Raw genomic sequence first — 23,215 nt, 5'->3', positions numbered from 1 at the left:
ACTGGACGACTCGTTTCTGGTCGTTCGCGGAGAGACGCTCCCAAACGACTTCTATCGTCGGTCCCGGCGTGGGTTGGAGTTGCTCGCCAAGTTGGCAGCCGGTGCGCCCGTCGCACCGTCTGGCTCGCTGCCTGCCGGCGGACTCTGCGTTTTCCAATTGGCTTCTTGCCGGTCGTTCGAATCTGACCGGGACGGCAAAGAAGACCGCCAACTGACCCACTGCGGACTGGAGAATTGCCTCCTCACCGTAATCTCGCCCGACGGAAAGTGGCTGGCGTATCTGCGCGGCAACCGGTAGTGGCCAATGACGCTGGCCATCATCAATATCGAATCTGGCGAGCAACACGTTATCGCCAGTGATGCGGCGGATGTCCGGCCGGCGTAAAGGACGATTCCACCAGAGCGACGGAAGTGGGAATATCGGTACCGGCGGCGGACGAAGCGCCGAACCGTTTCCTTGACGTGTGTTTTGGAAGCCGAGCGTGCGACCAAGTGGGGGCGGCCCGCCCAGACGGAGTATCAGCCAGACAGCCGGACCGTCACCTCAGTCAACTCCCACCAGACCGGAATGCGCCGCCCGTTCGGCAGCCTCCACCAGTTCCAGGCGGTTAGATTCCGAGAGTCGGGACCACGTCGCCACCAACCTCAGGAATAGCTGATCGGTGGCGTCAAATCCGCGGAATGCGTCGGATTTTACGTCGCATCCATCGGAGAACGGTGTTTTCTGCAGGGAAAGGCGATAGGATTCGAATCCTGTATCGCCCATTCTCCAACAGCTTCAGTGCCCTCCGTATCCCTTGGACAGGCGCACGCTGGCGTTCTCGGCGCAGCCGCTGATGGACGCGGATCGGCAGGTCCGTCGCCCGTTGTCCGAGTCGAATACCGGACGGGATGGCGCTCACGCCCGGAAGCCTTTGCAGACGCCGGGAGCGCGTCCGACCGGGTTCGACCGGACACGCTCCGCCAGTCACAGGCCGCCTCAGGCCGGCTGTTCGGCCAGTGCTTCCTCGTTGCTTTCCGCAGGCGCCGCCGCCGCCGCCGCTTCTGGAGCCGGCGTGACGGCGATCTTGTACCAGGGATTGCTCCCCATTTTCTGCGAACACTTCGGACACTTGGCCTTGGCGATCCCTTTGCCCTTGGCTCCGCCGAGCTTGGCTTTGTCGCGGGCGGCTTCGCTGACCACGGCTTTGCAGACGCCGCACTGCCAGCCGGACACTTCCAGCTTGAGGGCGGGGTCTTTTTCGTAGTACGGCAGTCCCAGGAGTCCCTGAACGGGCTCGTTGGAAATCGCACACACCGCGGTCTGAAACTCTTCTGCAAGCGGAATTTCGGTGTGGCCGCCGAAGTCCTCAATTCCGTACAGCTCCCGCAGATTCGTCGAAAACTGGCGGAACTCGCTGAGATTGAACGACAGAAACTGCATTGTCGGACTGTCCCCCTGCCGGGGCAGCTTGACGGCAATCCGCCCGACCCCGAACACGGGAATCTGGCCGAACATCGAATCCGTCTCCGGCGGCGCCGGCTGGGACAGATTGATCTGCCCGACGGCATCGCGCGACAGGGCGACCTTTGCGGCCCCCGGAAGACCTTCCAGCGTCGGCTTGGTCTTCAAATGCTCGAGCACGGCGGCGCGGACGACGTCCTTCTTCTTGCCGCCGCCAAACATGCCGCCGCCAGACGCCAGCGTCACCAGCAGCAGCTCGTCGTCGGCAAACCCGGCATCGACCGCCTGAAAATCGTTGAGCAGGCTGTCAGGCTTCAACTTCAGCTTCTGCGGCTGAACGGTGTGCAGACGGAGGTCGAGTTGCCAGCGGGTGAATTTGCCGGCGGCAACAGAGGTGTCTGCGGCGGCGGCGTCTGTTGCGGCGGGGGTGGCGGCAACATCGACGGCGTCTTTTTGGGCCAGCGGGACGAAGAAGATGGAGTGGCATTTGGGGCAGCGGCCGGTGCGGCCGCGGTGGCGTTCCTGGACGCGGACGCGGCAACCCTGAGGGCAGTAGACGACGAAACCGCCGAGCCGCTTCTGCAGCTCCTTTCTGGCTTTAGCGACGTCGCGCTGCTGCTGGCGGGCGATTTCGAGCAGTTCGTCGGCTTCGCGCGGGGATTCGCCCGGTCCGGGCAAGGGGGGTTCGGCGGCGGCGGGGAGGGGGGGCTCGACCGCTGCCGGCAGCGGGGGTTCGAACACCGCCATCGGCGGGGTCACCGAAACGGTCGGCTCTTCGACGGCGGCGAGCGTGTACCCTTCTTCGCCGCCCGTCGCTTCGGACAACTCGACGTCGCTGCCCAGTTCGAAGTCATCGTCGGCGGCCGAGGTTTCTTCGAAGTCGAGGTCGTAGCCCCCTCCCAGGGCCGTGGAAGCGACCATGTGATCGGCCTGGGGGCCGGTCGCGGAGGTTTTGTCGTCTTCGGACGACTGGACGCGGAGAACCGGCAATTCCCGGAAGCTGCCGTCGGCCTCTACGCGTCCGCGGACGCGTTCCTGATAGGCGGCGCCGATTTCGTCGCGGGTAAACGTCCCGCAATTCCAGCACCGGACGAGCCCCTTGCGGTAGGTCTCGCCGCAATTGGGGCAGACTTCGAGGTCTTCCCGGACGGCATCATCCGTCGGCAGGGGGCGTTCTTGCGTCAGCTCCCCGGCTTTCGGGTTCATGACATGATGACAACGGTGGCAGACTGGCGAATCACCGAACAGCGTCGCCCCGCACTGTGGACATGAAACGAGTTGAATCGACGACATGACGACGAAGAACCTTCCGGGCCAGGGAGTCCCAACCACACGGTACGGATCGCAAGGTTACGATCTACCAAGAGACGAGAATCGAAGAAGATAAGAAAAACTCATCTTCGAATGTAACACAGCGCCGGGACGTTTCCACCCCGGTTTTCGGAGCGGCCGTTCAGATTCAAAGCCCTGTCGTGACGGTCGTCGGGGTTTCTACGACTTGCCGGTCAGGTCGATCCCCATGTCTTTGAAGAGAAACTTCATGTCCTCCCAGACGTCCTTTTTCGCCGCCGGATTTCGCAGCAGATAGGAGGGGTGGTAGGTGCAGAGGACTTTCGCCGGGCCATACTGGAAGAATCGGCCCCGCATTTTGCTGATGTTGTCTTCGGAGGAGAGCAGATTCCGGGCCGCCGTCGCGCCCCAGCAGACGATGTATTCGGGATTGACGATCGCGATCTGGCCGTCCAGGAATTCCCGGCAGTTTCCGGCCTCTTCGGGGCTCGGCTGGCGGTTCCCCGGGGGGCGGCAGCGGAGAATGTTGCAGATGTAGATGTCTTCGCGTTTCATCCGGCAGGCGGCGATGATGTCGTTCAGGAGCTGGCCGGCGCGGCCGACGAACGGCTCCCCCTGTTTATCCTCGTCCGCCCCTGGAGCTTCGCCGACGAACAGGATCCGCGCATTGGGATTTCCCACGCCGAAGACCGTCTGAGTCCGGGTCTCCGCCAGTTCCTGGCAGCGCGTGCAGGCGGCCACCTTGCCGCATAATTGCTGCAGCCGGGGCGCCCGCTCTTCGGGCAATAAAGCCAGTGGTTGAAAGGGCTTGTGAGGCGAGGCGGGCACTGTGGGGCGAGCGGCGCGGGGCATGGGGGGCTCCTGAAACACTCGAGCAGACGCGGACGTGGAGCCGGCGGCGGGACCGGACCGGACCTGAGGCGGTGGGGGCTGGTGGGGCGACCCGGGGGTCGGTCGCTGGGTGGGAGCGGCCGGCGGAGCGCTCACGGCCTCCGCGGGGGCCACACGCCGACGGTGCGTCAGCCCCGCGCGGCGCAACTGGTCGAGCTGCTGGAGGACGGCGTGGCGGATCAGATCGGCATCATCGGTCACCGGCTGGCTCTCAATTCCATAACGGGGCTCGAAGTCTCGGCCCGCTCGACCGAATGACGCGGCAGGCGGACTATTCGGCCATCCGCCGCTTCATGAACGCCAATGCGTTTTTCGCCAGCAATTCTTCGCTGGGATACATGCGCCGCCAGATCTTGGTGGCTGCGGCGAGAGCGGGGAGGGCCAGGCCGAAGGCTTCGACCATCAGCCAGCCGTCGTATTTGAGTTCCTTGAGCGTCTTGAACGTCGTGTCCCAGTCGACATGTCCGTCGCCGGGGGTTGATCGGTCGTTTTCGGAAATGTGGACGTGAACGACCTGATCCCAGGCGCTGCGCATGGCGTCGGCCAGGTTTTTTTCCTCGATATTGGCGTGGAATGTGTCGTACATCGTCTTGAGATGGGGGTGGTTCACTTCGCGGCAGAAGCGGGCGGCATCGGCGGCGCTGGTCAGAAAATAGCATTCGAACCGGTTGAGGTACTCGACGACGAGGGTCACGTTGCTGGCTTTGGCATGGTCGGCGGCTTTGGCGAGCACATCCCTGGCCCGGTTCCACTCGTCGGCCGTGGGGCCGGCGCCCGAGAATGCCCCGAGCGCCGAATGGAGCGGGCCGACCAGGTGCGTGGCGCCCGCCGCGGCGCACATATCAATCGCCTGAGTGATGTGGTTCAGGCCCGCGGCGCGAATGCCGGCATCTGGAGAAATCGGATTGGCGGCGTCGGAACAGACGGTGACGGCGGTGCAGCCGAGCCCGAGAGAAGCCAGTTTTTTGCCGACTCGGGCAAATTTGTCGGCGTTCATCTCGAAGACGGGGAGTTCGACGCCGTCGTAGCCCCACGCCTTCAGATCCTCCAGAATGGGAAAGTACTCCTCGGTGACGTCCGAGGTCCAGAGGAGCATGTTCATGCCGTACTTCATGGGGAAGGTCCTTGAGGTGCGAGGGGCGTTACGGCCAGAGAAAACGGTCGGGAGGCAGGAGATCGCGGGCGCGGCGGCGGACGATCTCCCGGCCCGCGGACAGGACTTCGACGGTCTCCGGAGGGAGGGGGGCCAGTTTGACCCGGTGCTGAACCTGATTCAAGCGTCGCAGCAGCCGTTCGTCGTCCTGGTAGCAATCCAGAATCCGCTCGCGAACGAACAGCTCTATGAACGCGGCCAATCGTTCGGCTGGAACCCTGGCCATGCGGTTGACGGCGGCTTGAACCGCGGCGGCGTCGATCTCCGCCAGGGCGGCGTAGTAGTCCCGGAGCCGATCCGGATAGGTTTCGATCAGGATGGAGTCGAGCAGCATTTCGCTGACGATATGGCCGAGAAAGCCGCAGCGAAAGCCGTCTCCGCCGGCCAGCAGTCCGCGAAACAGGACGGTCAGTTCGCCGGTGGTTTCAACGAAACCGCGGGTGGCATGGAACCACTGATCATCGTCGAGGTGTTGTTTCGCTCCGGCGGCGACCTCGGACTGGAGTTCGGACGAACCGTCGATCCAGGGGTCGAGCAGGCGGGGTCGGAGCCGGACGGGCCGGTCGCTAACGGACAGCCAGTCGGGAATCGCGGTTCCAGCGAGGAAATAGGGCCGATCGAGGGAATTCAGCCCGTGGGCGAAGTAGTTCATTCCAGGCGCCCTCTTCCAAATTGCCGATATCCGTCCGACGCGCAGAACGGCGATCGGATCCGGACTGTATCCCCAATCCACGTCTCCGCTCCGGACGACCAAGTCCGGTTGTGCGCTCCGCCCGCTCGGTCCAGGAGATCGACCCGGTCCGATTTCTCGCGACGAGCGTTCGATGAAGATCAGATTAACCGATTCCGCCCGCGGGAACTGTTGATCGGCCAACGGAACCGTCGTTTCCCTTCGGGGGGGGGGAATCACTCCCCGGCCGGCAGGGGGCGACGCCGGACGGCGGGGTGTTCCCGGGAATCGATCCCGGAGAACGACGGAACCTTGCGTCCGGGCGGCATGGGCGGGCAGAATACGGATCTTCCAATCTGCGTCCACAGTCCTTGTCGGCCGCGCCGTCTGCAGCGCGTCGCGAGGTCGCCTCAATCTTTGGGAAACGGGACCACAATGAAGTTTCTGGATGGACAGACGGTCGGCATCGATCTGGGAACCACGTACTCGGCCATTGCCCGCATGACGCCTGAGGGGCGTCCCGAGTCGTTGCTGAATTCGGACGGACGCAACATCACGCCGTCGGTGGTTCTGCTGGGGGAAGACGGTCAGATCGTCGTGGGTCCCTCGTTCGAGCGCGCGTCGCAGGAAGCTCCGGACCACATTATCGAAGCCGTCAAGCGGCAGATGGGGAACAAGAACTTCTACGTGGTCTACCAGAATAAGAAGCTGTCGGCCGAGTTTATCTCCGCGCTGATCATGAAGAAGCTGAAGCAGGATGCGGAGAAGACGATCGGCCCGATCGCGAACGCCGTGATTACCGTTCCGTACTATTTCAACGACGTGCGCCGGAAGGCGACGCAGGACGCGGGGCGGATCGCGGGGCTGAACGTCATCGACATCATCAACGAGCCGACCGCGGCCACGCTGGCTTACGCGTGGATGAAGGGGGAGCTTGGTCGAGCCGACCTGAAGCAGGAGGCCAAGACGATTCTCGTGTACGACCTCGGGGGCGGCACGTTCGACGTCACCGTGGTGCGTTATACGCCGACGCAGTTCCGCGTGCTGGCGACGGACGGCGACGTGATGCTGGGGGGTATCGACTGGACGAAGCGGATCACCGACCACGTGTCGGAGCAGTTTGCCCGGAAGTTCGGCGAGGATCCGCGGCAGGATCCCGAAAGTTTGCGGAACATCAGCCTCGAATGCGAAGACGCCAAGCGCGCCATGAGCACGAAGACGCAGACGACGGTCAATGTATATCATCATGGCAAGACGTTGACGCTGGGGCTGACGCGCGCCGACTTCGAGCGTATGACCGGCGATCTGGTGCAGCGGACGTGCGATACCACGGAGCTGGTGCTGCAGCAGGCGGGGGTTGATCCGAAGACGCTGGCGGAAGTGGTGCTCGTCGGGGGCTCGACGTATATGCCCGCCGTCGAACGGATGCTGACGGACATTTGCGGCCGACAGCCTTCGCGCGAGCTGCGTCCGGAAGAGGCGGTGGCGCAGGGGGCGGCGATCCACGCCGCGATTCTGGAAGCGCGCGAGAACCGCGATTCGACACGGATCGGTGCGGTGGTGATGAAGCGGCTGAAGGCGGTGTCGACGTCCGACGTCAACTCTCACGCACTGGGGATCAAGATCACGAGCCCGGACGACCGGTCCCGCAAGATCAACCACATCATGATCCCGCGGAATACGCCGATCCCGTACACGATCAGCCAGCGATTCGTGACGAATTCCGCGAATCAGAAGACGATCCACGTTTATATTCTGCAGGGGGAAGCCAAGGAGCCGAACGCCTGCACGCAGATCGGCGATTTCCTGGTCTCGGATCTGCCGCCGGATCTGCCTGCCGGTTCTCCGGTCGAGGTTTCGCTGAATTTCGACGCCAGCGGGCGGATTACCGCGACGGCGAAGGAATTGACCGGCAACCGGGTCGCGACGACGGAAATTCTGCGGGACAGCGGTCTGACCGAGCAGAACGTCGACGCATTCGAAGTGCTCGCCAAGGACTACCAAGTCGAGTAGCAAGGTGAGGGAATAGCGAGTAGGGAATAGCGAGCAGCCAGACAGAGGAGAATACGGAGATCCTGCGGAGCTTCCTGAAGTGTGGCTCTGAGAAATCGCTGAATCGCCGGCGTTGATGCTGAAACCGTCTGTCCTTGTTCTTGTCCTCTCTGCCGCATCGGGATGTGGGAATGGGGCTGGGTGAGGGCGTCGTTTTCCTGTGAAGTATTCAAAGAGGCCCTCAATCAGCAACCACGAATGTGAGGGGTGCCGTTTTTTCTCCGTGGACGACACAGTCTGACAACTTCGAAGACCCTCACCCTAGCCCTCTCCCTCTGAAGACAGCGGGAGAGGGGACATGACGAAAAGACGTACTGTTCCAGAATCGATGCCGCTGATTTCGCCCTCATCCACCGCAGATGGCGGGAGGGGGGGCGGGAGACGCGGCTCGCCGTCGTGGCGGCTGAATTTCAGGCTCAACCTGCAACCGCGAACTCGCATCCAGGAAGGACGGTTTCGTGCCGATCGATGTCTATAAGGAATGGCTCGGGATTCCCGAGGGGCCACGTCCGCCGGACTACTATGCGCTGCTGCGTCTGGTGCAGTTCGAGGACGACGTCGACAAGATCCGCAAGAACTACAAGAAGCTCAACGGGCACGTGCGGAAGTACGCGACCGGGGACTATTCGGACGAGTCGCAGGATCTGCTGAACGAGCTTGCGAAGGCGATGCTCTGCCTGACGGACGCGGAGCGGAAGCAGGAGTACGACCGCAGCCAGGGGCGCGAGATCGACGACCGGGATCAGTCGACCGGTCGACGGCCGCTGACTTCGTATCTCCTGGATCAGGGAGTGTTGACTGCGGAGCAGGTGCAGTCGGTCAAGACGCATGCCGAACGGACCGGGCTGTCGACGCGGGACTCGGTGGTGCAGCTCAAGCTGGCGGACGCGGAGACGGTGGCTCGCGCCTGGGCCAGCGAGCTGGGGCTGTCGTACGTCGATCTGGCGGACATGCTTCCCGACGATACCGTGCTCGACCAGGTTCCCAAGACGCTGGTCCGGCGCTACAGTTGCCTGCCGCTGTTTGTCGACGACGATCGCGTGCTGATCGCGTGCGCGAACGAGCCGGACCACGAGCTGGAAGACGAGATTCGCCTGCGGTTCGGCCTGCCGATGCGGGCGGTGGTTGCGACGCCGCTGGCGATCAATCAGGCCATCGCCAAGTATTATGCTCCGGGCGCGCGGAACGAGTCGGCGGCCATCGACACGTCGAAGAAAGGCGGCAAGAAGTCGGCTGGGAAATCGACAACTTCTCAGGCCCCGGCCCGCTTGTCGAAAGAAGAGAAGGCTGAGCAGAAGCAGATGGGGATTCTGATCTGCTGCTGGATTTTCATCGGCTGCTCGCTGCTCGACAACTTTCTCCTTTACGACAAGCTGTGGAAGTTTATTCCGTTCGTGCCGTCGGCGTTCCCGATGGTGCTGACCGGCTTCGTTGGCGTTCCTGCGACAATCTTCGTGTATCTGAAATACGTGCACGGGAAGTAGTCTGCGGGGCGGTTTGAAGCCGGAGTCCGCGACATCACGTGTCGAAGGGATGCCTGATGCTCAAGCGAATTGCGACGGCATGCCTGTTGGCCGGAATTCTGCTGCCGTTTCTGACGACGGTCGCCACAATATCGAGGGGCCTCACTCTTCAGAGCGAGTCGGGGGGCGCCGAACGCACGGCCCAATACTTCCGGGGACAGATGCCGATCGTCCTGTCGATTCAGGCGATCGGTCTGCTATTGATCGTCACGGGGGTCGTGCTATTCATCATTGCGTTTGTGCATTGCTGCAAAGGACGTGAAGGGCCGGCCGTCAAGTAGAGATCGCCCGGCCCCTGCGGCTGGGGACAGTCGCTCATTGGTGGTCGCAATTCGTCGCCGGGAATTCGCGATACTCCCCCTCCGGCGATCTGATTCGTCCCCTCCGGCGTTGAGGCGCTTTGCGGAATGGGGAAGGTGCGGGCGGACCGTCGGCGGACGAGGACGTCCACCGTACGGGCGCCAGGGGCTGACCGTGGACAACTGGCGACTGCACCTCCTACGGCATTGTCATGGCTTCAATTGGGGATTGTCATCACCGTGGCCCAAGAGGGCTGCGGACAAGCCCCCAATTCCTGGATCGCCGGCCACAATTGTGAAGCGTGCCGTCCTTTCTCCGTGGACGACGCTTCGGCGTTTTCGAAGACCCTCACCCTGGCCCTTTCCCACTGAAGACAGCGGGAGAGGGGACAAGACGAAAAGACGGACTGTTTCAGAATCGATGCCGGTGATTTCGTGTTGACGCGGCGCTACGGCTACCTCGACAGAATTCAAGCCGGCCGGCGGAGCCGGCTCTACCCGAGCGCCTTCGTGACTGCGGCGCGGGTTTTTTCCAGGCCGGTTTTCACGACTTCAAACGCATCCTGCTGCCAGTAGCTGCGGTTGAACAGCTCCAGCGAGAGGACGCCGCGGTACTGGTTGTCGGAGAGGGTGCGGAAGATTTCGCCGAGCGGGGCGACGCCGTCGCCGGGATAGACGCGGTGCTCGTCCTTGATCGTGTCGCGCGGCGGGTCGGCCGGATAGTCGTTGACGTGGAAGCACTGCATGCGGCTGCCGGGGAACATTCCCAGCCCACCGAACCCCGAGCCACCCTTATAGATGTGGTAGACGTCCAGCAGGCAGAGGGCGTCCGGCTGTCCGCACTCGGCGGCGATGAAAGCGACCTCGCCGAGATGCGCCAGCGTTTTCGCAAAGCCCCACAGCTCCAGTTGCGGGAGGACGCCTTCCTGCCGTCCCAGTTCGACCAGGGCTCGAAAGCGGTCTGAGAGCTGGAACAGATCGAGCCCGGTCTTGTCGGTGACGCCGACAGGAGGGGCGGCGATCCGCGTGCCTCCGATGTCGCGGACGAGGGCCATGCAGCGTTTGGCTTCGTCGAGCCCCTTCTGCCGCTCGGCGGGGTCTTCGTGGAGGAAGGCCGAGAAACCGATTGCGCTCTCGACGGTCAGACCGTGGTCGGCGATCCGCTTCTTGAGATCCGCCAGCGAACCGCCGTCTTTGACGTATTTGTCGAGCTCGTTGATCCACGGCTCGATGCCGTGGTATCCAGCCTTCGCCGCCAGCTCGACTTCTTGGACGATCCCCACATTCTGCCCGCGAATCGTGCTGGTATTGAGGCAATACCGGAACGGCTCGGCGGGAGATTCGGCCGCCTGGCCGGAGCGTGCGGAGGCGACAAACGCACCGGCGGCCACGGAGGAGACAGCCGCCGCGACGAAGCCACGGCGATTGACGACGGGGGGCATGAAGAGGCCTTTCGAAGGCTGACGAGGCTCGAAATTCGATGCCAGCTTGAAGACACGCCCTTCGCAAAGCCTCAGGGCGTGCCACCCAGATTCTCGACGCTCAACGCTTTTCCACCAGCCAGATGTTGCGGAAGCGGACCGGGTCGCCGTGGTTCTGCAGGAACAGGGCGCCGGGCTTCTGATCGTTCTGACCGCCGCCGGGGGTCGACTTGAGTTCGATGTTGTCGTGGATGCGGACGCCGTTGTGACGGATGGTGGTCCGGGCCGGTGCGACGACCTTGCCGGAGGAGTCGAACTTGGCGGCGGTGAATTCGACGTCGTAGGTCTGCCACGACAGGGGGGGGAGGCACATGTTGACCGACGGGCGGGCGTTCTGGTAGATGCCGCCGCACTCGTTGTCGAGACCTTCGAGGCCGAACGAGTCGAGGATCTGGCATTCGTACTGGTCGCCGAGATACATGCCGCTGTTGCCGCGAGCCTGCCCGCGGGATTTGGGCATGAACGGCGTGCGGAATTCGACGTGCAGCGTGTAGTCGGCGAACTTGTCGTTCGTCCGGGTCCCGACCATCAGCAGCTTGTCATCCGACATCTGGCCGTTCTGCCAGGCGTCGGTGTTTGTGCCGTCGAACAGGATCTTGGCGCCGGCGGGGGGCTTCTGGCCGAGCGTGGGCGATTTGCGGTCGGCCCTGGCGAGGTTGCCGGAGTTGGCTCCCAGCTTGAGGGTCAGCGTGCCGTCGGTGATGGAGGCTTCGCCGGCGTCTCCTTTCAGAGAGGTTTTGCCGTCGCTGGCGGCTCCGGTGAGTTTGTGTTTCGTCGGCTGCGCCCAGCCTGCGCCGGGGAGTCCGCCGGGATAGACGACGGCGTCGAACTTGCCTTCGCCGAGCGCGATCACCTGCACGCCCCAGGACTGTCCACCGACTTTACCGGCGTATTCGCCCTGCACCGCGAAGTCGGGGCCGCCGTCTTCGGCCGTCAGAAAGGCTTCCTTGTCGGCGGCGATGAGGCCGGTTGAAAGCGAGAGCGTCGCTGCCATGACGAGCAGACCGTAGAGTCGCATGTTGTTCTCTCCCTGGAGATTGATCGTTTGGACTTCCCCGGCCGGGTCGCGGCCGGGCTGATTTCAGCGGCGTCACACTAACACGGGGGGAATCGCCGCCGCAACGGGCCGGGTGCTGGGCGGGGGCGCGTCTTCCGGGGCGAAGTTCGGGCGGCGGTCCGGAAGTTGTTTCAGATCCTGGCTCTCCCCTCGACGCTGGAGGCGGGGCATCGGTAGATTGCACGACTCCGCCACTTCCTCCCACCGCAAGGAACCACCGGCATGTCCAATTCTCCTGTGACGGTCGGCCTCGGGTTACTGGTCCTGGGAACGCTCTCCGCTTCCGCCGCCGAGCCTTCCATCCGCGTGATCGAACCGGACCGGGCCGCCGGGTCGGCCGGCGCCGTCCTCATTCGCAATGTCGATCAGATTCAGACCAGCCAGACTTTGCCCCGCGGGGCGGGCGAGCCGGGGGCCTCGATTTCGAAGCAGGTGAGCGATGTGCTCGATCAGCTCGACGATCAGCTCGAAGCAGCCGGCTCTGGGCTTGGCAAGCTGGTCAAGCTCAACGTCTACTTGGCGAACGACGAGCTCGAACCGGCGGTTCGCGAGGTGTTGAAGGGACGGCTCAATCCGGATGGGCTCCCCGCCGTGAGCTGGGTGACGACTGTGCTGCCGGATTCTGAGGCGCAGGTGGCCATGGATGCCGTCGGGTGGCGGCGATCGCCGCCGGGAGACCATGCCATTCAAATGCTCGACGTGAACGGGAGCGCCGTCTCGGTTCTCCCGGCGACGGTCACTTCGCGGTCGTACGTGTCGGGGCAGGCCGAGAAGGGAGACGGGACGCTGGAGGACGCGACGCGGCAGACGATGGCGAGTCTGCTGCGAACGCTGCGGTTCCTGGAGCTGGGGCCGCACTCGGTGGTGCAGGTCAAAGCGTTTCTGACGCCGATGGAAAAGGTCGATGATGCGCTGCACGTGATCCGGCAGGCGTTCCTGCCGGGCCCGTGTCCGCCGGTCGCGTTTGTCGAATGGCAGTCGTCGCTGCCGATCGAAATTGAGCTTGTGGCCGGGTCGACATCCCCGCCGATGGAAGGCCGGGCGAGCATTGAGTTCCTGACGCCGCCGGGCATGACGACGCCGACGGTTTACTGCCGCGTCGCCCGCGTGCATCATCCGGCGACGATTTTTGTCTCCGGGTTGTATGGTGGGCAGAAGGATCCGGATGGCGAGGCGGAGCTGCGCGAGCTGTTCGATCAGACTCGTCGCCTGGTCGAAGCGGGGGGCGGCGATCTGCGGCATCTGGTGAAGGCCACCTATTACGTCAGCGCTCCGGGGAGCAACCAGCAGCACAATCGTCTGCGGCCCGAATACTACGACCCGCTCCGTCCGCCGGCGGCCTCGAAGGCTCAGGTTCAGGGGGTAGGGCGATCCGGTCGGACGATCACCTGGGACATGCTTGGGATTCCGAAGGAGTAGCAACGCTTCAGGGGAGGTACTTGGTGATGAAGAACGGCTCTTCGGGTTTGAAGGGCGGCTTGCGGGAGTCGATCGACCACACTTCCGTTCCCCGATCCTTGATCCGCAACGCATACCCCGTCATCGGGGCGAGCGCATAGAACCACGCGGAACCGGACGTCGTCGTGCGGGCTTCCAGCATCAGCAGGGCTTCCGGATCGGTCCCATGCGCGTAGGCGAATAAGCCTCCGTCGAGAATGGTGCTGTCGTTGTCGGCACCGCCGTAGCGATGCAGCGGGGTCGGCATCAGCCGCAGTTCCCAACGGCTCTTGCCTTCGAAATCGTCCTCGGCGGAGAAACGTTTGGCGAACTGCCGCATCTGCGTCAGACGTCCGGCTTTTGAGTCGACAGGAGCCGGGCTGTCGGGCAGGGGCCGCCATGCGATCCCCGCCCTGCCCGGCTTCCAGACGGACTGGTCCGTGCGACGGAGTTCGAACGGCCCGTCCAGCAGCGACTGGAATTCATGGAGCCACAGATCGTCGGTGCCGGCGGCAATGAACACCTGCACGATCGCCACGGGCCGCGCCTGCCGGTCGGTCCAGAGAAACAGCGTGCCGTCGGGAACGTTGCTGACGGGGTTGTCCCAGCGCAACAGCGGTTGTTCGATGCGACGAACCTGCAGCGACTCTCCGCGAGGTCCGGGTGCAGTCATCTGGTAGTCCGCGACCGACCGCGTCATGTATTCCAGCCGGTCGTTCGCTTCCGTTGCCGGCTGCTGCGCTGACAACGGTCCGGCCATGGCAGCCGCGATCAGGATGGTGCAGATCCTCGCGTCCAGCCGGCGAGAACGGGGGTGTCTCGTCAAGATGTGCTCCTCTCGAATTCGAGCGAGTTCCGACGATGGTCCAGTGAGACGCGGGGAACCTAGTGCTGCAATCGACCGTCCTCAGGTCATTCCCTGAAGGCTAGAGACATTCGGTCTGCAGTGCAAGGGTTTTCCGGCCTTGCGAGGCGACTCTCCACCGGCGTCTCTTTCGCCGAGCAATTCGAGATCGGTCTTGTCCGACTTCTGCCTCGCCGTGTAACTTTCACCGGTTTCTCAGCCATGTCCGTCGGAGTTTTCCGGGATGACTCGTTCCCTGCTGAATCTGCCTGTTGCCGCGGCGGTGCTTGCTGCGGCGATGCCGACGTTTCCGGTACAGGCCGACGACCGGCCGATCAGTGCTCTGACGGCGGTTGTTGCGGCGACGCGCGAGCGCGAGTTCGCACCGGCGATCCAGCCCGCGGACATCCGGCCGCACATCGAGTTTCTCGCCAGCCCGGAGCTGCGCGGCCGGGGCGGTCGCGAGCGGACCGAAGCCGCCCGCTACATCGTGACGCGTTTCCGCGAGCTCGGCCTGGAGCCCCTCTTTCCTGACGGACGGTATGCCCAGGACATCCCCGGTAAGGCCGAGGAGAACGGCGTCCGCCCGGTGATCGGCCGGAACGTCGGAGCCCTCCTTCCCGGCAGCGATCCCGCCGTCCGCGACGAAGTGATCATCGTCAGCGCCCACTACGATCATCTGGGAAGCAGCGGAGGAGAGATCTACGCCGGGGCGGATGACAACGCGTCGGGCGTTGCGATGGTGCTCGAAGTCGCCCGCCAGCTCGCCGCCGCCGGCCAGCGGCCCCGCCGGACGATCGCCTTCGTCGGTTTCGACATGGAAGAGCAGATGCTGTGGGGCTCGCGCTGGTTTGCGTCGCACACCCCCTGGCCGCTGGAGCAAGTCAAACTCTTCATCACCGCGGACATGATCGGCCGGTCGCTCGGCAACCTCCCTCTGCCGGCAGTTTTCGTGCTGGGAACCGAACACGCCCCGCAGCTCAAGGAGGCGTTCGACGTCGTCGGCCGACCGGCGGGCCTGGAAGTCGCCCGGCTGGGGACCGACCTGATCGGCACCCGCAGCGACTACGGCCCGTTCCGGGACCGCGAAGTCCCCTACCTCTTCTTCTCGACCGGCGAGCATCCCGACTACCATACGCCGCGCGATACGCCCGACCGGATCGACTACGAAAAGGCGGCCCGCGTTTCGAGCCTGGTCCTGCGGATCGTCCAGCATGTCGGCGAAACGTCCCAGCCCCCCGTCTGGAGCCCGGCGGTCAACGGCGATCTTGACGAAGTCCACGCCCTGCAGCGGATCACCACGCTGCTGATGGCCGCCGGGGACGAGAGGCCCCTCAGCGACATCCAGCGGTACATGATCACGACGGTCAAGAACAAGACCGGCCGGATCCTGGAGAAGGGCGAGATGACCCCCGGCGACCGGACGTGGCTGATCCGGATGGCGCAGTTGCTGCTGCTGTCGGTGTTTTGAATCGTTGAGAGTTGAGAGTTGAGAGTTGAGAAGTTTGGCTTCTCCGAACCGGCTCAGATCGAGACGGTGGAGTTGATCGGGCTTCGTTCCGAAAACGACTTGTGAACGCAACGCATCAGATCGCCGACCTCCGAATCTGCGGTGGCAAATGGCTTGTCTGCGACTTGATCCGCGGAAAAGGCGGGACAGTTGTCTGCCGTGAACTTCAAGGTGACTTGCAGAGCGGGAAGTTCAGTGAGTTCAGCCTGCTGGCTGCTGCGACTGCTGATCAGCAGTCGGAATTTCTCCGCGAGTCAAAAGTCGACCAGCGCCATCGTTCGAGTCGCCATACCGCTATTCCTTTGACAACGGCAAGACCCGCACGCGAGAACGACCTTCGTCCACGACCAGCAACGCGCCGGCAGTCAGTTCCGATTCAAACTGGCGCAACAGGGGAATCAGCGTCGCCGATAAGGCTTCTGGTCGAACGTCTTGCGTTCGAACTTGCGCAACACTTGGGCCGGCCGACCGAGTTGCTGCGAGCATCGCGCCGAAATCCAGATCGTGCGTCAGAACGATCCGGTTCTCGCGGAGAGCCCACGCCATGAGCTCAGAGTCTGGAGCCGTCGCCATCCCGACTTCGGACCAGTGAACGGCGTCCCAGCCCTCGCCACGCAGGACATCGCACCAGCGCGGGGTCAGATTCATATCGACCAGGAGCTTCATGACCGAACCAGCGGAACTTCCACCTCTTCCGCTCGCCAAGCGGCATACGACAGCGCCGCCGGAATGTCCGCGGTCTCCAGATACGGATAGTCCGCCAGGATCTCCTCCGTCGTCGCGCCGCTGGCGATCAGGCCGACAATCGTCCCCACCGTCACGCGCATCCCCCGGATGCAGGGCTTGCCCCCCATCACCTGAGGGTCGTGCGTAATTCGATCCAGCGGAATCATGATTCAGCTCGCAACTTGATTAGCTGTCAACACACCGGGGAAGGCGAGGACACAATAAATCTCATTTGAGTTCATTCTCAGCGACAGCCTGACGCCCGTCTACGCCAATAGCGCTCCCACCACCTCCCCATGCACATCGGTCAGCCGGTAGTCGCGGCCCTGGAACCGGAAGGTCAGGCGTTTGTGGTCGTAGCCCAGGCAGTGCAGGATGGTTGCGTTGAGGTCGTGGATGTGGACCGGGTCGCGGGTGATGTTGTAGCCGTAGTCGTCCGTCTCGCCGTGAACGACGCCCGATTTGATCCCGCCGCCAGCCAGCCAGACTGAGAAACACCGGCCGTGGTGGTCCCGGCCGTAGTTCTCCTGCAGGCCCCCCTGGCCATACACCGTCCGGCCGAACTCGCCCGCCCAGACGATGAGCGTGTCTTCGAGCATTCCCCGCTGCTTGAGATCGGTGATCAGCGCGGCCTGAGGCTGGTCGACGTCGTGGGCCTGCTTCGGGATGTTCAGCGGCAGGCCGCCGTGCTGGTCCCAGCCGCGGTGATAGAGCTGCACGCAACGGACGCCCCGCTCCAGCAGCCGGCGGGCCAGCAGGCAGTTGGCGGCGAACGTACCGGGCTGCTTCGCTTCGTCGCCGTAGAGCTCGAACGTCTGCGCCGTTTCCGTCGACAGGTCGGTCAGTTCGGGGACTGAGGCCTGCATCCGGAACGCCATCTCGTACTGCGCGATCCGGGTGGCGATTTCCGGATCGCCCGACTGCGCGAGCTCGCGCTGGTTGAGCTTCGCCAGGCCGTCGAGCATCGCCCGGCGGAGATCGCGGTCGATCCCCGGCGGATCGGACAGATACAGCACCGGATCGCCACTGCTGCGGAGCTTCACCCCCTGGTGATTCGACGGCAGGAAGCCGCTCCCCCACAGCCGCTCCAGCAACCCCTGGTTGGCGTCTTTCCCCGAACCGTGCGAGATCAGCACGATAAACGCGGGGAGGTCTTCGGCTTCGCTGCCGAGGCCATAGCTCAGCCAGGCCCCCAGCGACGGCCGGCCGGGCTGCTGCGAACCGGTCTGAATGAATGTAATGGCAGGATCGTGGTTGATCGCCTCGGTGTGCATCGAGCGGATCAGGCAGATGTCGTCGATAACTTTTGCCGTGTGGGGCAGCAGTTCGCTGATCCACGTTCCGTTCTGCCCCGCCTGTTGAAACGCGAACTTCGGAGCGACGACCGGAAAACTCTTCTGGCCGCTGGTCATGCCGGTCAGCCGCTGGCCCTGGCGGATCGAATCGGGGAGTTCGGTCCCATGCAGCTCCTTGAGCTTTGGCTTGTGATCGTACAGCTCCAGGTGCGACGGCCCGCCCGACTGGAACAGGTAGACGATCCGTTTGGCCTTCGGGGCGAAGTGCGTGAGTTGAGCCGCAGCGGCTTCCTGCGCCCGAGTCTCACTCGCGAACAACCCGGCCAGCGCGGCCGTGCCGATGGCGGAGGCGGAGTGCTGCAGCAGCGCCCGGCGGTTGATTGTTTGCTGGAATTCCATCCACGGATTCATCGGTTCGACTCCTCGTGCAACGCGGCCCAGACGCTGGCGAACCACATCAGGCCCGCCCGGCGCTGGCCAATCGGGGAGAAGTGCCGGCGGGACTTCACGTCGCCACGGTTCTCTCCCGCCAGGATGTCAGTATCGGGGCCGGGGGCGAAACCCGGCAATTTCCACAACCGGTCGATGGCTTCCCGAATGCGGGCTTCTTCAACCGGCTTGTTGTAGACGGTGGGATGCAGCGTCGACTTGGCCAGCAGCCACATCGGCCCGAAGCCCCACTCCTTCGTCAATCCGTCGCGGATCGTCTGCAGCCGTTCGACGTAGGTCGCGGTCGGGATGTTTTCGATGACGTCGCTTTCGCCCTGCTGCCAGAGGACGAAGCGGAAGAGTCCGGCCGCCTTCCCTCCCTCCACAAATCGCTTGTAGAGATCTTCGCCGGGGAGCCATTGGCGAGTCGCGGTTCCGCCGACCGCGACATTCACCAGTCCCACCGGCACGCGGAGCAGCGGCTGCAGGGCATTGGCAAACGCGGGCCAGATGGTGCCGCCATCGCCGACGTTGGGGAACGGATCGTTCGCCGTGCGCCAGGATTTCGCAGGGACGTCGAGCAGGACCGAGCGTTCGAGCGGATCGTCGATCCGCTGGTGCTCGTCGTTGGCGCCGGCCGCGTAGGACTGACCCGAGATCACGAAGACTTCGCCGACGCCGACGGGGTCGACGTCGGCCGTCTTGACCGTCGTCCCGGCGGCGTCGAGAGCGCGAACCTCCAGCCGGTACCAGCCGCCGGCCGGAACGACGAAGTCGTACTCAAAGGGGGACGTTTTCACCTCGCCGAGCGGCGTCCAGTCGACGTTACGACCGGTGCAGCCTTCGTGCAGTACGGCGCGGGCCTCCAGCCGGACGGGGACCGGACCCGTCCAGGTTCCCCGGATCGCAACCCGCGCCTGGCCGAGCTTGGGGCCGCCTGGTTCGTGGTCGTGAGCCTGGGCGGGCCGGTAGTCCTCCCGCTGAATGACCTGCCGGGGCACGGGGCTGAGCAGCGTCAGCGCGACGGACTTCTCGGCGGCGTGAGCCGTGAGCGGCAACAGGATCGCTCCTCCGGCGATCGCGGCCGTGCGGCAGAAATCACGTCGACCGAATGCTTCTTCGAACGTCGGCATTTTATGCATCTTTCATGCTGTCGCGCCGCTGGAGCAAGTGTTGCTTGGTTGTTTGCGATTGGTAATTGGTTATCAGTTCGTTGGGTGGTCGATCGCAGATCTGGGTCGTCGAAGACTCCGACGCCAGCCACCCCCGTTCTCAATGATCTGTTTGTCTCAGTGGCTTCTGTGTTCTCCGTGGTTCTCTCTCCTGATTCGCGTTCCTTCGTGTCATTCGTGGTCAATCAGTCTTGATCTGTCTCGATCAGTTCTTCGAAATCGTTTCATCCAGATTCAGAATCAAACTGGTCACTGTCGTCCAGGCGGCCAGTTCTACGGCGTTGAGCTTGTCCGATCGCGGTGAGTGACCGATCGCCAGCAGTTTCTCCGCGGCGGCATTGTCCGCTTCGAAGCGTTTTGTTGCCGTTTGCCGGACCTGTCGCAGGATGGCGGCCTCGTCCGCGTGGGGTGATCGGCAGAGGGCAAGCTGGAAGGCTGCGTCCAGGCGGCCGTCGTCATCGACCTCAGACAGCAGAACTCGCTCCGCCAGTTTGCGGGCGGCTTCGACGTACGTCGGATCGTTGAGCAACACCAGCGCCTGCAGGGGCGTATTCGTCCGCGCCCGGCGGATGACACAGATCTCGCGGTCGGGGGCGTCGAACGCCGCCATGCCGGGAGGCGGGCAGGTCCGTTTCCAGAACGTATACATGCTCCGCCGGTAGAGGCCGTCCCCCAGATCCGGTGCGTATTTGTCCCGGCGTTCGACCGAGACGTCTTCCCACAGTCCTTCCGGCTGATAGGGCTTCACGCTGGGGCCGCCAACCTTCTCGACGAGCAGACCGCTGATCGCCAGGGCATTGTCGCGGACGGTCTCGGCCGGGAGCCGATACCGCGGCCCGCGCGCCAGCAGGCGGTTCCGGGGATCCCGTTCCAGCAACTTGGGGGTGGCGTTTGATGATTGCCGATATGTCGCGGAAAGGACCATCAGTTTGAGGATCTCGCGGGTGTTCCACTTTCGCCGGACCAATTCGGTGGCCAGCCAGTCGAGCAGTTCGGGGTGGCTGGGAAGGGCGCCCTGGACGCCGAAGTCCTCGGCGGTTTCGACGAGGCCGGTTCCGAAGAGCAGCTCCCACCAGCGGTTGACGGCGACGCGGGCGGTCAGCGGATGCTTGGGGTGCGTCAGCCAGCGGGCCAGCTCGAGCCGGCTGGCGGCTTCGGTCGGCAGGTCCGGGAAAACGCCGAGCACGCCCGGCTGGACTTCTTCGCCCGGTTGATCGTACTGACCCCGCTTGAGGATGTGGGTCGCCCGGCGGGGGGACATCTCCGCCATGACCATCGTGACAGGAATTGCCTTGTCGAGATCCGTCAGCTTTGCCGGGATCGACGCCAGCTCGGTCTGCCAATCCCGGGACTGCGGATCGACCTGATCGAGGTAGTAAGCTTTCAGTCGTGCCGCCTGGTCCGGCGAACGGTCCGCAGGTGCAAGGGCCAGAATCTCCTTGAGCCCGCCGAGCGTTTCTCCCTTTGCGAGCTGGGCTGCTTCCTCGGCAGAGAGCACCGCCGAATACAGCCGGACGTCGTCAATTCGGCCACGGAAGGGGGCTGCAGCATGTCGGCGGCCGATATGGAACGGCTTATCGGTCTGCAGCGGGTCGTCCAGCGTGTTGTTGGTGGTGACGTCGAGTTCCTGCGGCTGGCCGTCGACGTAGATCTTGAGTCCCGTCGCCTTCCGCGAGCCGTCGTAGGTCACGAGAACGTGATGCCAGGCATTGAGCGAGACGGCCTGTTTCGTCACCACCTTGAACGCCCGGTCGGGCCAGTGATGGACGAAGTGGCTGGCGACCTTGCCTCCTTCGAGGATCAAGTCGTAACCCCGATGGGCGTTCGCTTCGTCCATTTTCGACAGGACGGTGGAGGGTTCAGCGCTCGTGGGAAAAATCCACGCCGCCAGCGAGCAAGACTGATCGCTCTCAAACGCCCCAGTTTCTCCGGCTGACACGTGGGTCGCGCCGTCGAATTCCAGCGAGCGCCCAAGCTTTCCCCCGGCGGAAACGTACTTGCCTTCAACCAGACCGGCCAGTCCCCCGGTCACCGCATTCGCGACGTTTGGCCCTTCCGCCTCATCCAGCGGGAAGTGAGCGACCAGTCCGACCGGGCCGGCTTTGTCGATCTGCTCCGGCGTCAGCGACGCTTCCCACCGCGCCAGATCTGGCTCGATCTGTGCGGCGCGTGCTTTCAGCAGCGACGCCAGCTCATCCCGACGGGCTTCCAGATTCCGCTGCGTCGCCTGCTGGGCGGGTGAAGGGACCTTCAGCAGCGGCTCGGCCATTCGTCCCTGGCTGTAGGGGACGACTTTGTCAGGAACGTTGTCGAAGTAGGCGGCAAACCGATAGTAGTCGCGCTGCGAGAAGGGATCGTACTTGTGATCGTGGCACCGGGCGCACTGCAGCGACAGGGCCATGAAGACTGTCGCCGTGGTGTGGACGCGATCGGCGACGTACTCGACGCGGTACTCTTCCTGAATGATCCCCCCCTCGGTGGTGAGGACGTGATTCCGGTTGAAACCGGTCGCGACCTTCTGACCGAGCGTGGCGTCGGGGAGCAGATCTCCGGCGAGCTGCTCCGTCAGAAACTGGTCGTAGGGCAGATTGCGGGCGAAGGCGTCGATCACCCAGTCGCGCCACGGCCAGAGCGTACGCACTTCGTCGTTGTTGTAGCCGTTGGTGTCGGCGTAGCGGCCGGCGTCGAGCCAGTGCATCGCCATCCGCTCGGCGTACCGGGGCGATTCCAGCAGCCGGTCGACGATGTTTTCATAGGCCGCAGGGGAAGTGTCGGCGAGAAAGGCGCTGCGCTCCTCAGGCGTCGGCGGCAGGCCGGTCAGGTCGAGGGTCACCCGGCGCAGCCAGGTACTCCGGTCCGCTTCCAGGGACGGCGACAGCCCCGTGGCTTCGAGCTTCTGCAGGACGAAGCGGTCCACCTCGTTTCGCAGCCAGTCCGTTTGCCGGACCGTCGGCAACTCTGCGGCTTGAGGGGGTGTGAAGGCCCAGTGTTCAGCGTACGGCGCTCCCTCGGCGATCCAGCGTTTCAGAATCGCCTGCTGGGCGGGAGTCAGTGGTTTTTCGAACGATGCCGGCGGCATCTGACCGTCGTCGCGGGCTTCGATGCGAGCCACCAGGGCGCTCGCCTTGATGTCGCCGGGGACGATCGCAGGCTGGCCTTCCGCCGACTTCTCCAGCGCAGAAGCACGCAGATCGAGCCGGAGCCCGGCTTCGCGCGTGGCTTCGTCCGGGCCGTGACAGTTCCAGCAATGATTGGACAGAATCGGCCGGACGTCGCGGTTGAAGTCCAGTGGACTTTCCGGGTCGGCGGCCGTTGCCGGCGTCAGTACGGCGAACACGAGCAGAGCCAGGCAGAAAACCCGCGGCATGGAGTGCAATCCTGGAGAGAATCAGGCGGGACGAACAGGGCGGGCGAGTCACCGACAAGCTGGCTTTCAGGATACCCGATGGAATCGGGGCTGTCGTTGGAATTCTATGTCCCCGCCGCCAAGGTTCGCTGCAGTCCAGAAAGTGTCCGTACGATGGACGTCCACGTCCGTCGTCTTCGAACGGCCTGTCGCCTCACCCAAGAACAAGACGGACGTGGACGTCCGTCTTACGCGAGAGGCAAACGGACCGCGTTCGCCGAACAGCGGTCGTCAGCGACGCTTGCGCGGTTGCAATTCCTCGCACCCGGCGTACGCTGGCGACGGTTCATTCGCCCTTGCAGGAAGCGTCCCTATGACTCCCCCCGTCGATTCCGAAGCACGCCTCCAGAACCTGGAGTCGGCGGTCGCCCACCTGCAGCACGACTTCGAGCAACTCCACCAGGTGCTCCTGTCGCTGCAGGGGGATCTGCGGCTGATCGGCCAGACGCTCAGCAAGTTCGACCGTCGGCTGGCCCTGCTCAGCGAATCCCCCGAGGAACGCTCGCCGGAAGAAGAGCGACCGCCGCATTACTGAT

General features: G+C 64.0%; 19 protein-coding genes. 7 read left to right on the top strand and 12 right to left on the bottom strand.

Features of this window, described 5'->3' with window-relative positions; all coding sequences use genetic code 11:
- Positions 1-979: 979 nt before the first annotated feature.
- Positions 980-2,650 carry a hypothetical protein gene (locus SH412_RS22760; RefSeq protein WP_336520326.1) on the bottom strand — a complete coding sequence of 557 codons (1,671 nt, stop codon included), beginning with the start codon at positions 2,648-2,650 and terminating at the stop codon, positions 980-982.
- A 285-nt stretch (positions 2,651-2,935) separates the two neighbouring features.
- On the bottom strand, positions 2,936-3,586 hold the full coding sequence (locus SH412_RS22755; RefSeq protein WP_336520325.1) for a uracil-DNA glycosylase: 651 nt from the start codon (positions 3,584-3,586) through the stop codon (positions 2,936-2,938).
- A gap of 81 nt (positions 3,587-3,667) precedes the next feature.
- On the opposite strand from SH412_RS22755, the gene SH412_RS22750 reads away from it, so the two are divergent.
- Positions 3,668-3,883 carry a hypothetical protein gene (locus SH412_RS22750; protein ID WP_336520324.1) on the top strand — a complete coding sequence of 72 codons (216 nt, stop codon included), beginning with the start codon at positions 3,668-3,670 and terminating at the stop codon, positions 3,881-3,883.
- A 13-nt stretch (positions 3,884-3,896) separates the two neighbouring features.
- Here the strand turns inward: SH412_RS22750 and SH412_RS22745 are convergent, their stop codons facing one another.
- Positions 3,897-4,739 (bottom strand): sugar phosphate isomerase/epimerase family protein, encoded by an 843-nt coding sequence (locus SH412_RS22745; RefSeq protein ID WP_336520323.1) that lies wholly within the window; start codon positions 4,737-4,739, stop codon positions 3,897-3,899.
- A 28-nt stretch (positions 4,740-4,767) separates the two neighbouring features.
- Positions 4,768-5,430 carry a hypothetical protein gene (locus tag SH412_RS22740; protein WP_336520322.1) on the bottom strand — a complete coding sequence of 221 codons (663 nt, stop codon included), beginning with the start codon at positions 5,428-5,430 and terminating at the stop codon, positions 4,768-4,770.
- A 453-nt stretch (positions 5,431-5,883) separates the two neighbouring features.
- On the opposite strand from SH412_RS22740, the gene SH412_RS22735 reads away from it, so the two are divergent.
- The 3 genes from SH412_RS22735 (at position 5,884) to SH412_RS22725 (ending at position 9,304) form a co-directional block, all read left to right on the top strand.
- Entirely contained in the window at positions 5,884-7,461 is a 1,578-nt protein-coding gene (locus tag SH412_RS22735; RefSeq protein WP_336520321.1) for an Hsp70 family protein, read from the top strand.
- Positions 7,462-7,958: 497 nt separating this feature from the next.
- The gene (locus tag SH412_RS22730) at positions 7,959-8,984 is read left to right on the top strand and encodes a GspE/PulE/PilB domain-containing protein (RefSeq protein ID WP_336520320.1); all 1,026 of its coding nucleotides are present in this window, start codon (positions 7,959-7,961) and stop codon (positions 8,982-8,984) included.
- 56 nt (positions 8,985-9,040) lie between these two features.
- Positions 9,041-9,304: a hypothetical protein gene (locus tag SH412_RS22725; protein WP_336520319.1), complete on the top strand. Its 264-nt coding sequence runs from the start codon at positions 9,041-9,043 to the stop codon at positions 9,302-9,304.
- Between the two features lie 512 nt (positions 9,305-9,816).
- Here SH412_RS22725 and SH412_RS22720 read toward each other — a convergent pair.
- A complete protein-coding gene (locus SH412_RS22720) occupies positions 9,817-10,764 on the bottom strand; it encodes a sugar phosphate isomerase/epimerase family protein (RefSeq protein WP_336520318.1) in 948 nt (315 codons plus the stop codon).
- A gap of 100 nt (positions 10,765-10,864) precedes the next feature.
- Positions 10,865-11,821, bottom strand: coding sequence for a 3-keto-disaccharide hydrolase (locus SH412_RS22715; RefSeq protein ID WP_336520317.1), 957 nt, complete (start codon positions 11,819-11,821; stop codon positions 10,865-10,867).
- A gap of 261 nt (positions 11,822-12,082) precedes the next feature.
- Between SH412_RS22715 and SH412_RS22710 the strand changes: the two genes are divergently transcribed.
- Positions 12,083-13,279 (top strand): RidA family protein, encoded by a 1,197-nt coding sequence (locus tag SH412_RS22710; RefSeq protein ID WP_336520316.1) that lies wholly within the window; start codon positions 12,083-12,085, stop codon positions 13,277-13,279.
- 7 nt (positions 13,280-13,286) lie between these two features.
- Here SH412_RS22710 and SH412_RS22705 read toward each other — a convergent pair whose 3' ends face one another.
- Positions 13,287-14,123, bottom strand: coding sequence for a hypothetical protein (locus SH412_RS22705; protein ID WP_336520315.1), 837 nt, complete (start codon positions 14,121-14,123; stop codon positions 13,287-13,289).
- A 262-nt stretch (positions 14,124-14,385) separates the two neighbouring features.
- On the opposite strand from SH412_RS22705, the gene SH412_RS22700 reads away from it, so the two are divergent.
- Positions 14,386-15,612 (top strand): M28 family metallopeptidase, encoded by a 1,227-nt coding sequence (locus tag SH412_RS22700; RefSeq protein ID WP_336520314.1) that lies wholly within the window; start codon positions 14,386-14,388, stop codon positions 15,610-15,612.
- A gap of 333 nt (positions 15,613-15,945) precedes the next feature.
- On the opposite strand, the gene SH412_RS22695 is transcribed toward SH412_RS22700, so the two are convergent.
- The 5 genes from SH412_RS22695 to SH412_RS22675 all read right to left on the bottom strand — a co-directional run bounded on the left by SH412_RS22695 (position 15,946) and on the right by SH412_RS22675 (position 22,640).
- Positions 15,946-16,317: a DUF5615 family PIN-like protein gene (locus SH412_RS22695; protein WP_336520313.1), complete on the bottom strand. Its 372-nt coding sequence runs from the start codon at positions 16,315-16,317 to the stop codon at positions 15,946-15,948.
- Positions 16,314-16,544, bottom strand: a complete 231-nt coding sequence (locus SH412_RS22690; protein ID WP_336520312.1) for a DUF433 domain-containing protein — start codon at positions 16,542-16,544, stop codon at positions 16,314-16,316. Before SH412_RS22690 ends, SH412_RS22695 begins: the two co-directional genes overlap by 4 nt.
- A gap of 99 nt (positions 16,545-16,643) precedes the next feature.
- On the bottom strand, positions 16,644-18,083 hold the full coding sequence (locus SH412_RS22685) for a DUF1501 domain-containing protein (RefSeq protein ID WP_336520311.1): 1,440 nt from the start codon (positions 18,081-18,083) through the stop codon (positions 16,644-16,646).
- Positions 18,080-19,234, bottom strand: a complete 1,155-nt coding sequence (locus SH412_RS22680; RefSeq protein ID WP_336520310.1) for a sialate O-acetylesterase — start codon at positions 19,232-19,234, stop codon at positions 18,080-18,082. Before SH412_RS22680 ends, SH412_RS22685 begins: the two co-directional genes overlap by 4 nt.
- A gap of 244 nt (positions 19,235-19,478) precedes the next feature.
- Positions 19,479-22,640, bottom strand: a complete 3,162-nt coding sequence (locus tag SH412_RS22675) for a DUF1553 domain-containing protein (RefSeq protein ID WP_336520309.1) — start codon at positions 22,638-22,640, stop codon at positions 19,479-19,481.
- A gap of 352 nt (positions 22,641-22,992) precedes the next feature.
- Between SH412_RS22675 and SH412_RS22670 the strand changes: the two genes are divergently transcribed.
- A complete protein-coding gene (locus tag SH412_RS22670; protein ID WP_336520308.1) occupies positions 22,993-23,214 on the top strand; it encodes a SlyX family protein in 222 nt (73 codons plus the stop codon).
- The last annotated feature ends 1 nt before the right edge of the window (position 23,215 follow it).

The sequence above is a fragment of the Planctellipticum variicoloris genome (genome assembly GCF_030622045.1).
GTDB lineage: Bacteria > Planctomycetota > Planctomycetia > Planctomycetales > Planctomycetaceae > Planctellipticum > Planctellipticum variicoloris.
This window is presented reverse-complemented; position numbering and strand designations above follow the sequence as displayed.

What these genes read in the sequence shown, in the direction of transcription:
- SH412_RS22720 (WP_336520318.1), bottom strand. Translation starts at nt 10,764, where the DNA reads ATGCCCCCCGTCGTCAATCGCCGTGGCTTCGTCGCGGCGGCTGTCTCC.
- SH412_RS22675 (WP_336520309.1), bottom strand. Translation starts at nt 22,640, where the DNA reads ATGCCGCGGGTTTTCTGCCTGGCTCTGCTCGTGTTCGCCGTACTGACG.
- SH412_RS22700 (WP_336520314.1), top strand. Translation starts at nt 14,386, where the DNA reads ATGACTCGTTCCCTGCTGAATCTGCCTGTTGCCGCGGCGGTGCTTGCT.
- SH412_RS22745 (WP_336520323.1), bottom strand. Translation starts at nt 4,739, where the DNA reads ATGAAGTACGGCATGAACATGCTCCTCTGGACCTCGGACGTCACCGAG.
- SH412_RS22685 (WP_336520311.1), bottom strand. Translation starts at nt 18,083, where the DNA reads ATGAATCCGTGGATGGAATTCCAGCAAACAATCAACCGCCGGGCGCTG.
- SH412_RS22715 (WP_336520317.1), bottom strand. Translation starts at nt 11,821, where the DNA reads ATGCGACTCTACGGTCTGCTCGTCATGGCAGCGACGCTCTCGCTTTCA.
- SH412_RS22740 (WP_336520322.1), bottom strand. Translation starts at nt 5,430, where the DNA reads ATGAACTACTTCGCCCACGGGCTGAATTCCCTCGATCGGCCCTATTTC.
- SH412_RS22695 (WP_336520313.1), bottom strand. Translation starts at nt 16,317, where the DNA reads ATGAAGCTCCTGGTCGATATGAATCTGACCCCGCGCTGGTGCGATGTC.
- SH412_RS22760 (WP_336520326.1), bottom strand. Translation starts at nt 2,650, where the DNA reads ATGAACCCGAAAGCCGGGGAGCTGACGCAAGAACGCCCCCTGCCGACG.
- SH412_RS22725 (WP_336520319.1), top strand. Translation starts at nt 9,041, where the DNA reads ATGCTCAAGCGAATTGCGACGGCATGCCTGTTGGCCGGAATTCTGCTG.
- SH412_RS22690 (WP_336520312.1), bottom strand. Translation starts at nt 16,544, where the DNA reads ATGATTCCGCTGGATCGAATTACGCACGACCCTCAGGTGATGGGGGGC.
- SH412_RS22680 (WP_336520310.1), bottom strand. Translation starts at nt 19,234, where the DNA reads ATGCCGACGTTCGAAGAAGCATTCGGTCGACGTGATTTCTGCCGCACG.
- SH412_RS22735 (WP_336520321.1), top strand. Translation starts at nt 5,884, where the DNA reads ATGAAGTTTCTGGATGGACAGACGGTCGGCATCGATCTGGGAACCACG.
- SH412_RS22755 (WP_336520325.1), bottom strand. Translation starts at nt 3,586, where the DNA reads ATGCCCCGCGCCGCTCGCCCCACAGTGCCCGCCTCGCCTCACAAGCCC.
- SH412_RS22670 (WP_336520308.1), top strand. Translation starts at nt 22,993, where the DNA reads ATGACTCCCCCCGTCGATTCCGAAGCACGCCTCCAGAACCTGGAGTCG.
- SH412_RS22710 (WP_336520316.1), top strand. Translation starts at nt 12,083, where the DNA reads ATGTCCAATTCTCCTGTGACGGTCGGCCTCGGGTTACTGGTCCTGGGA.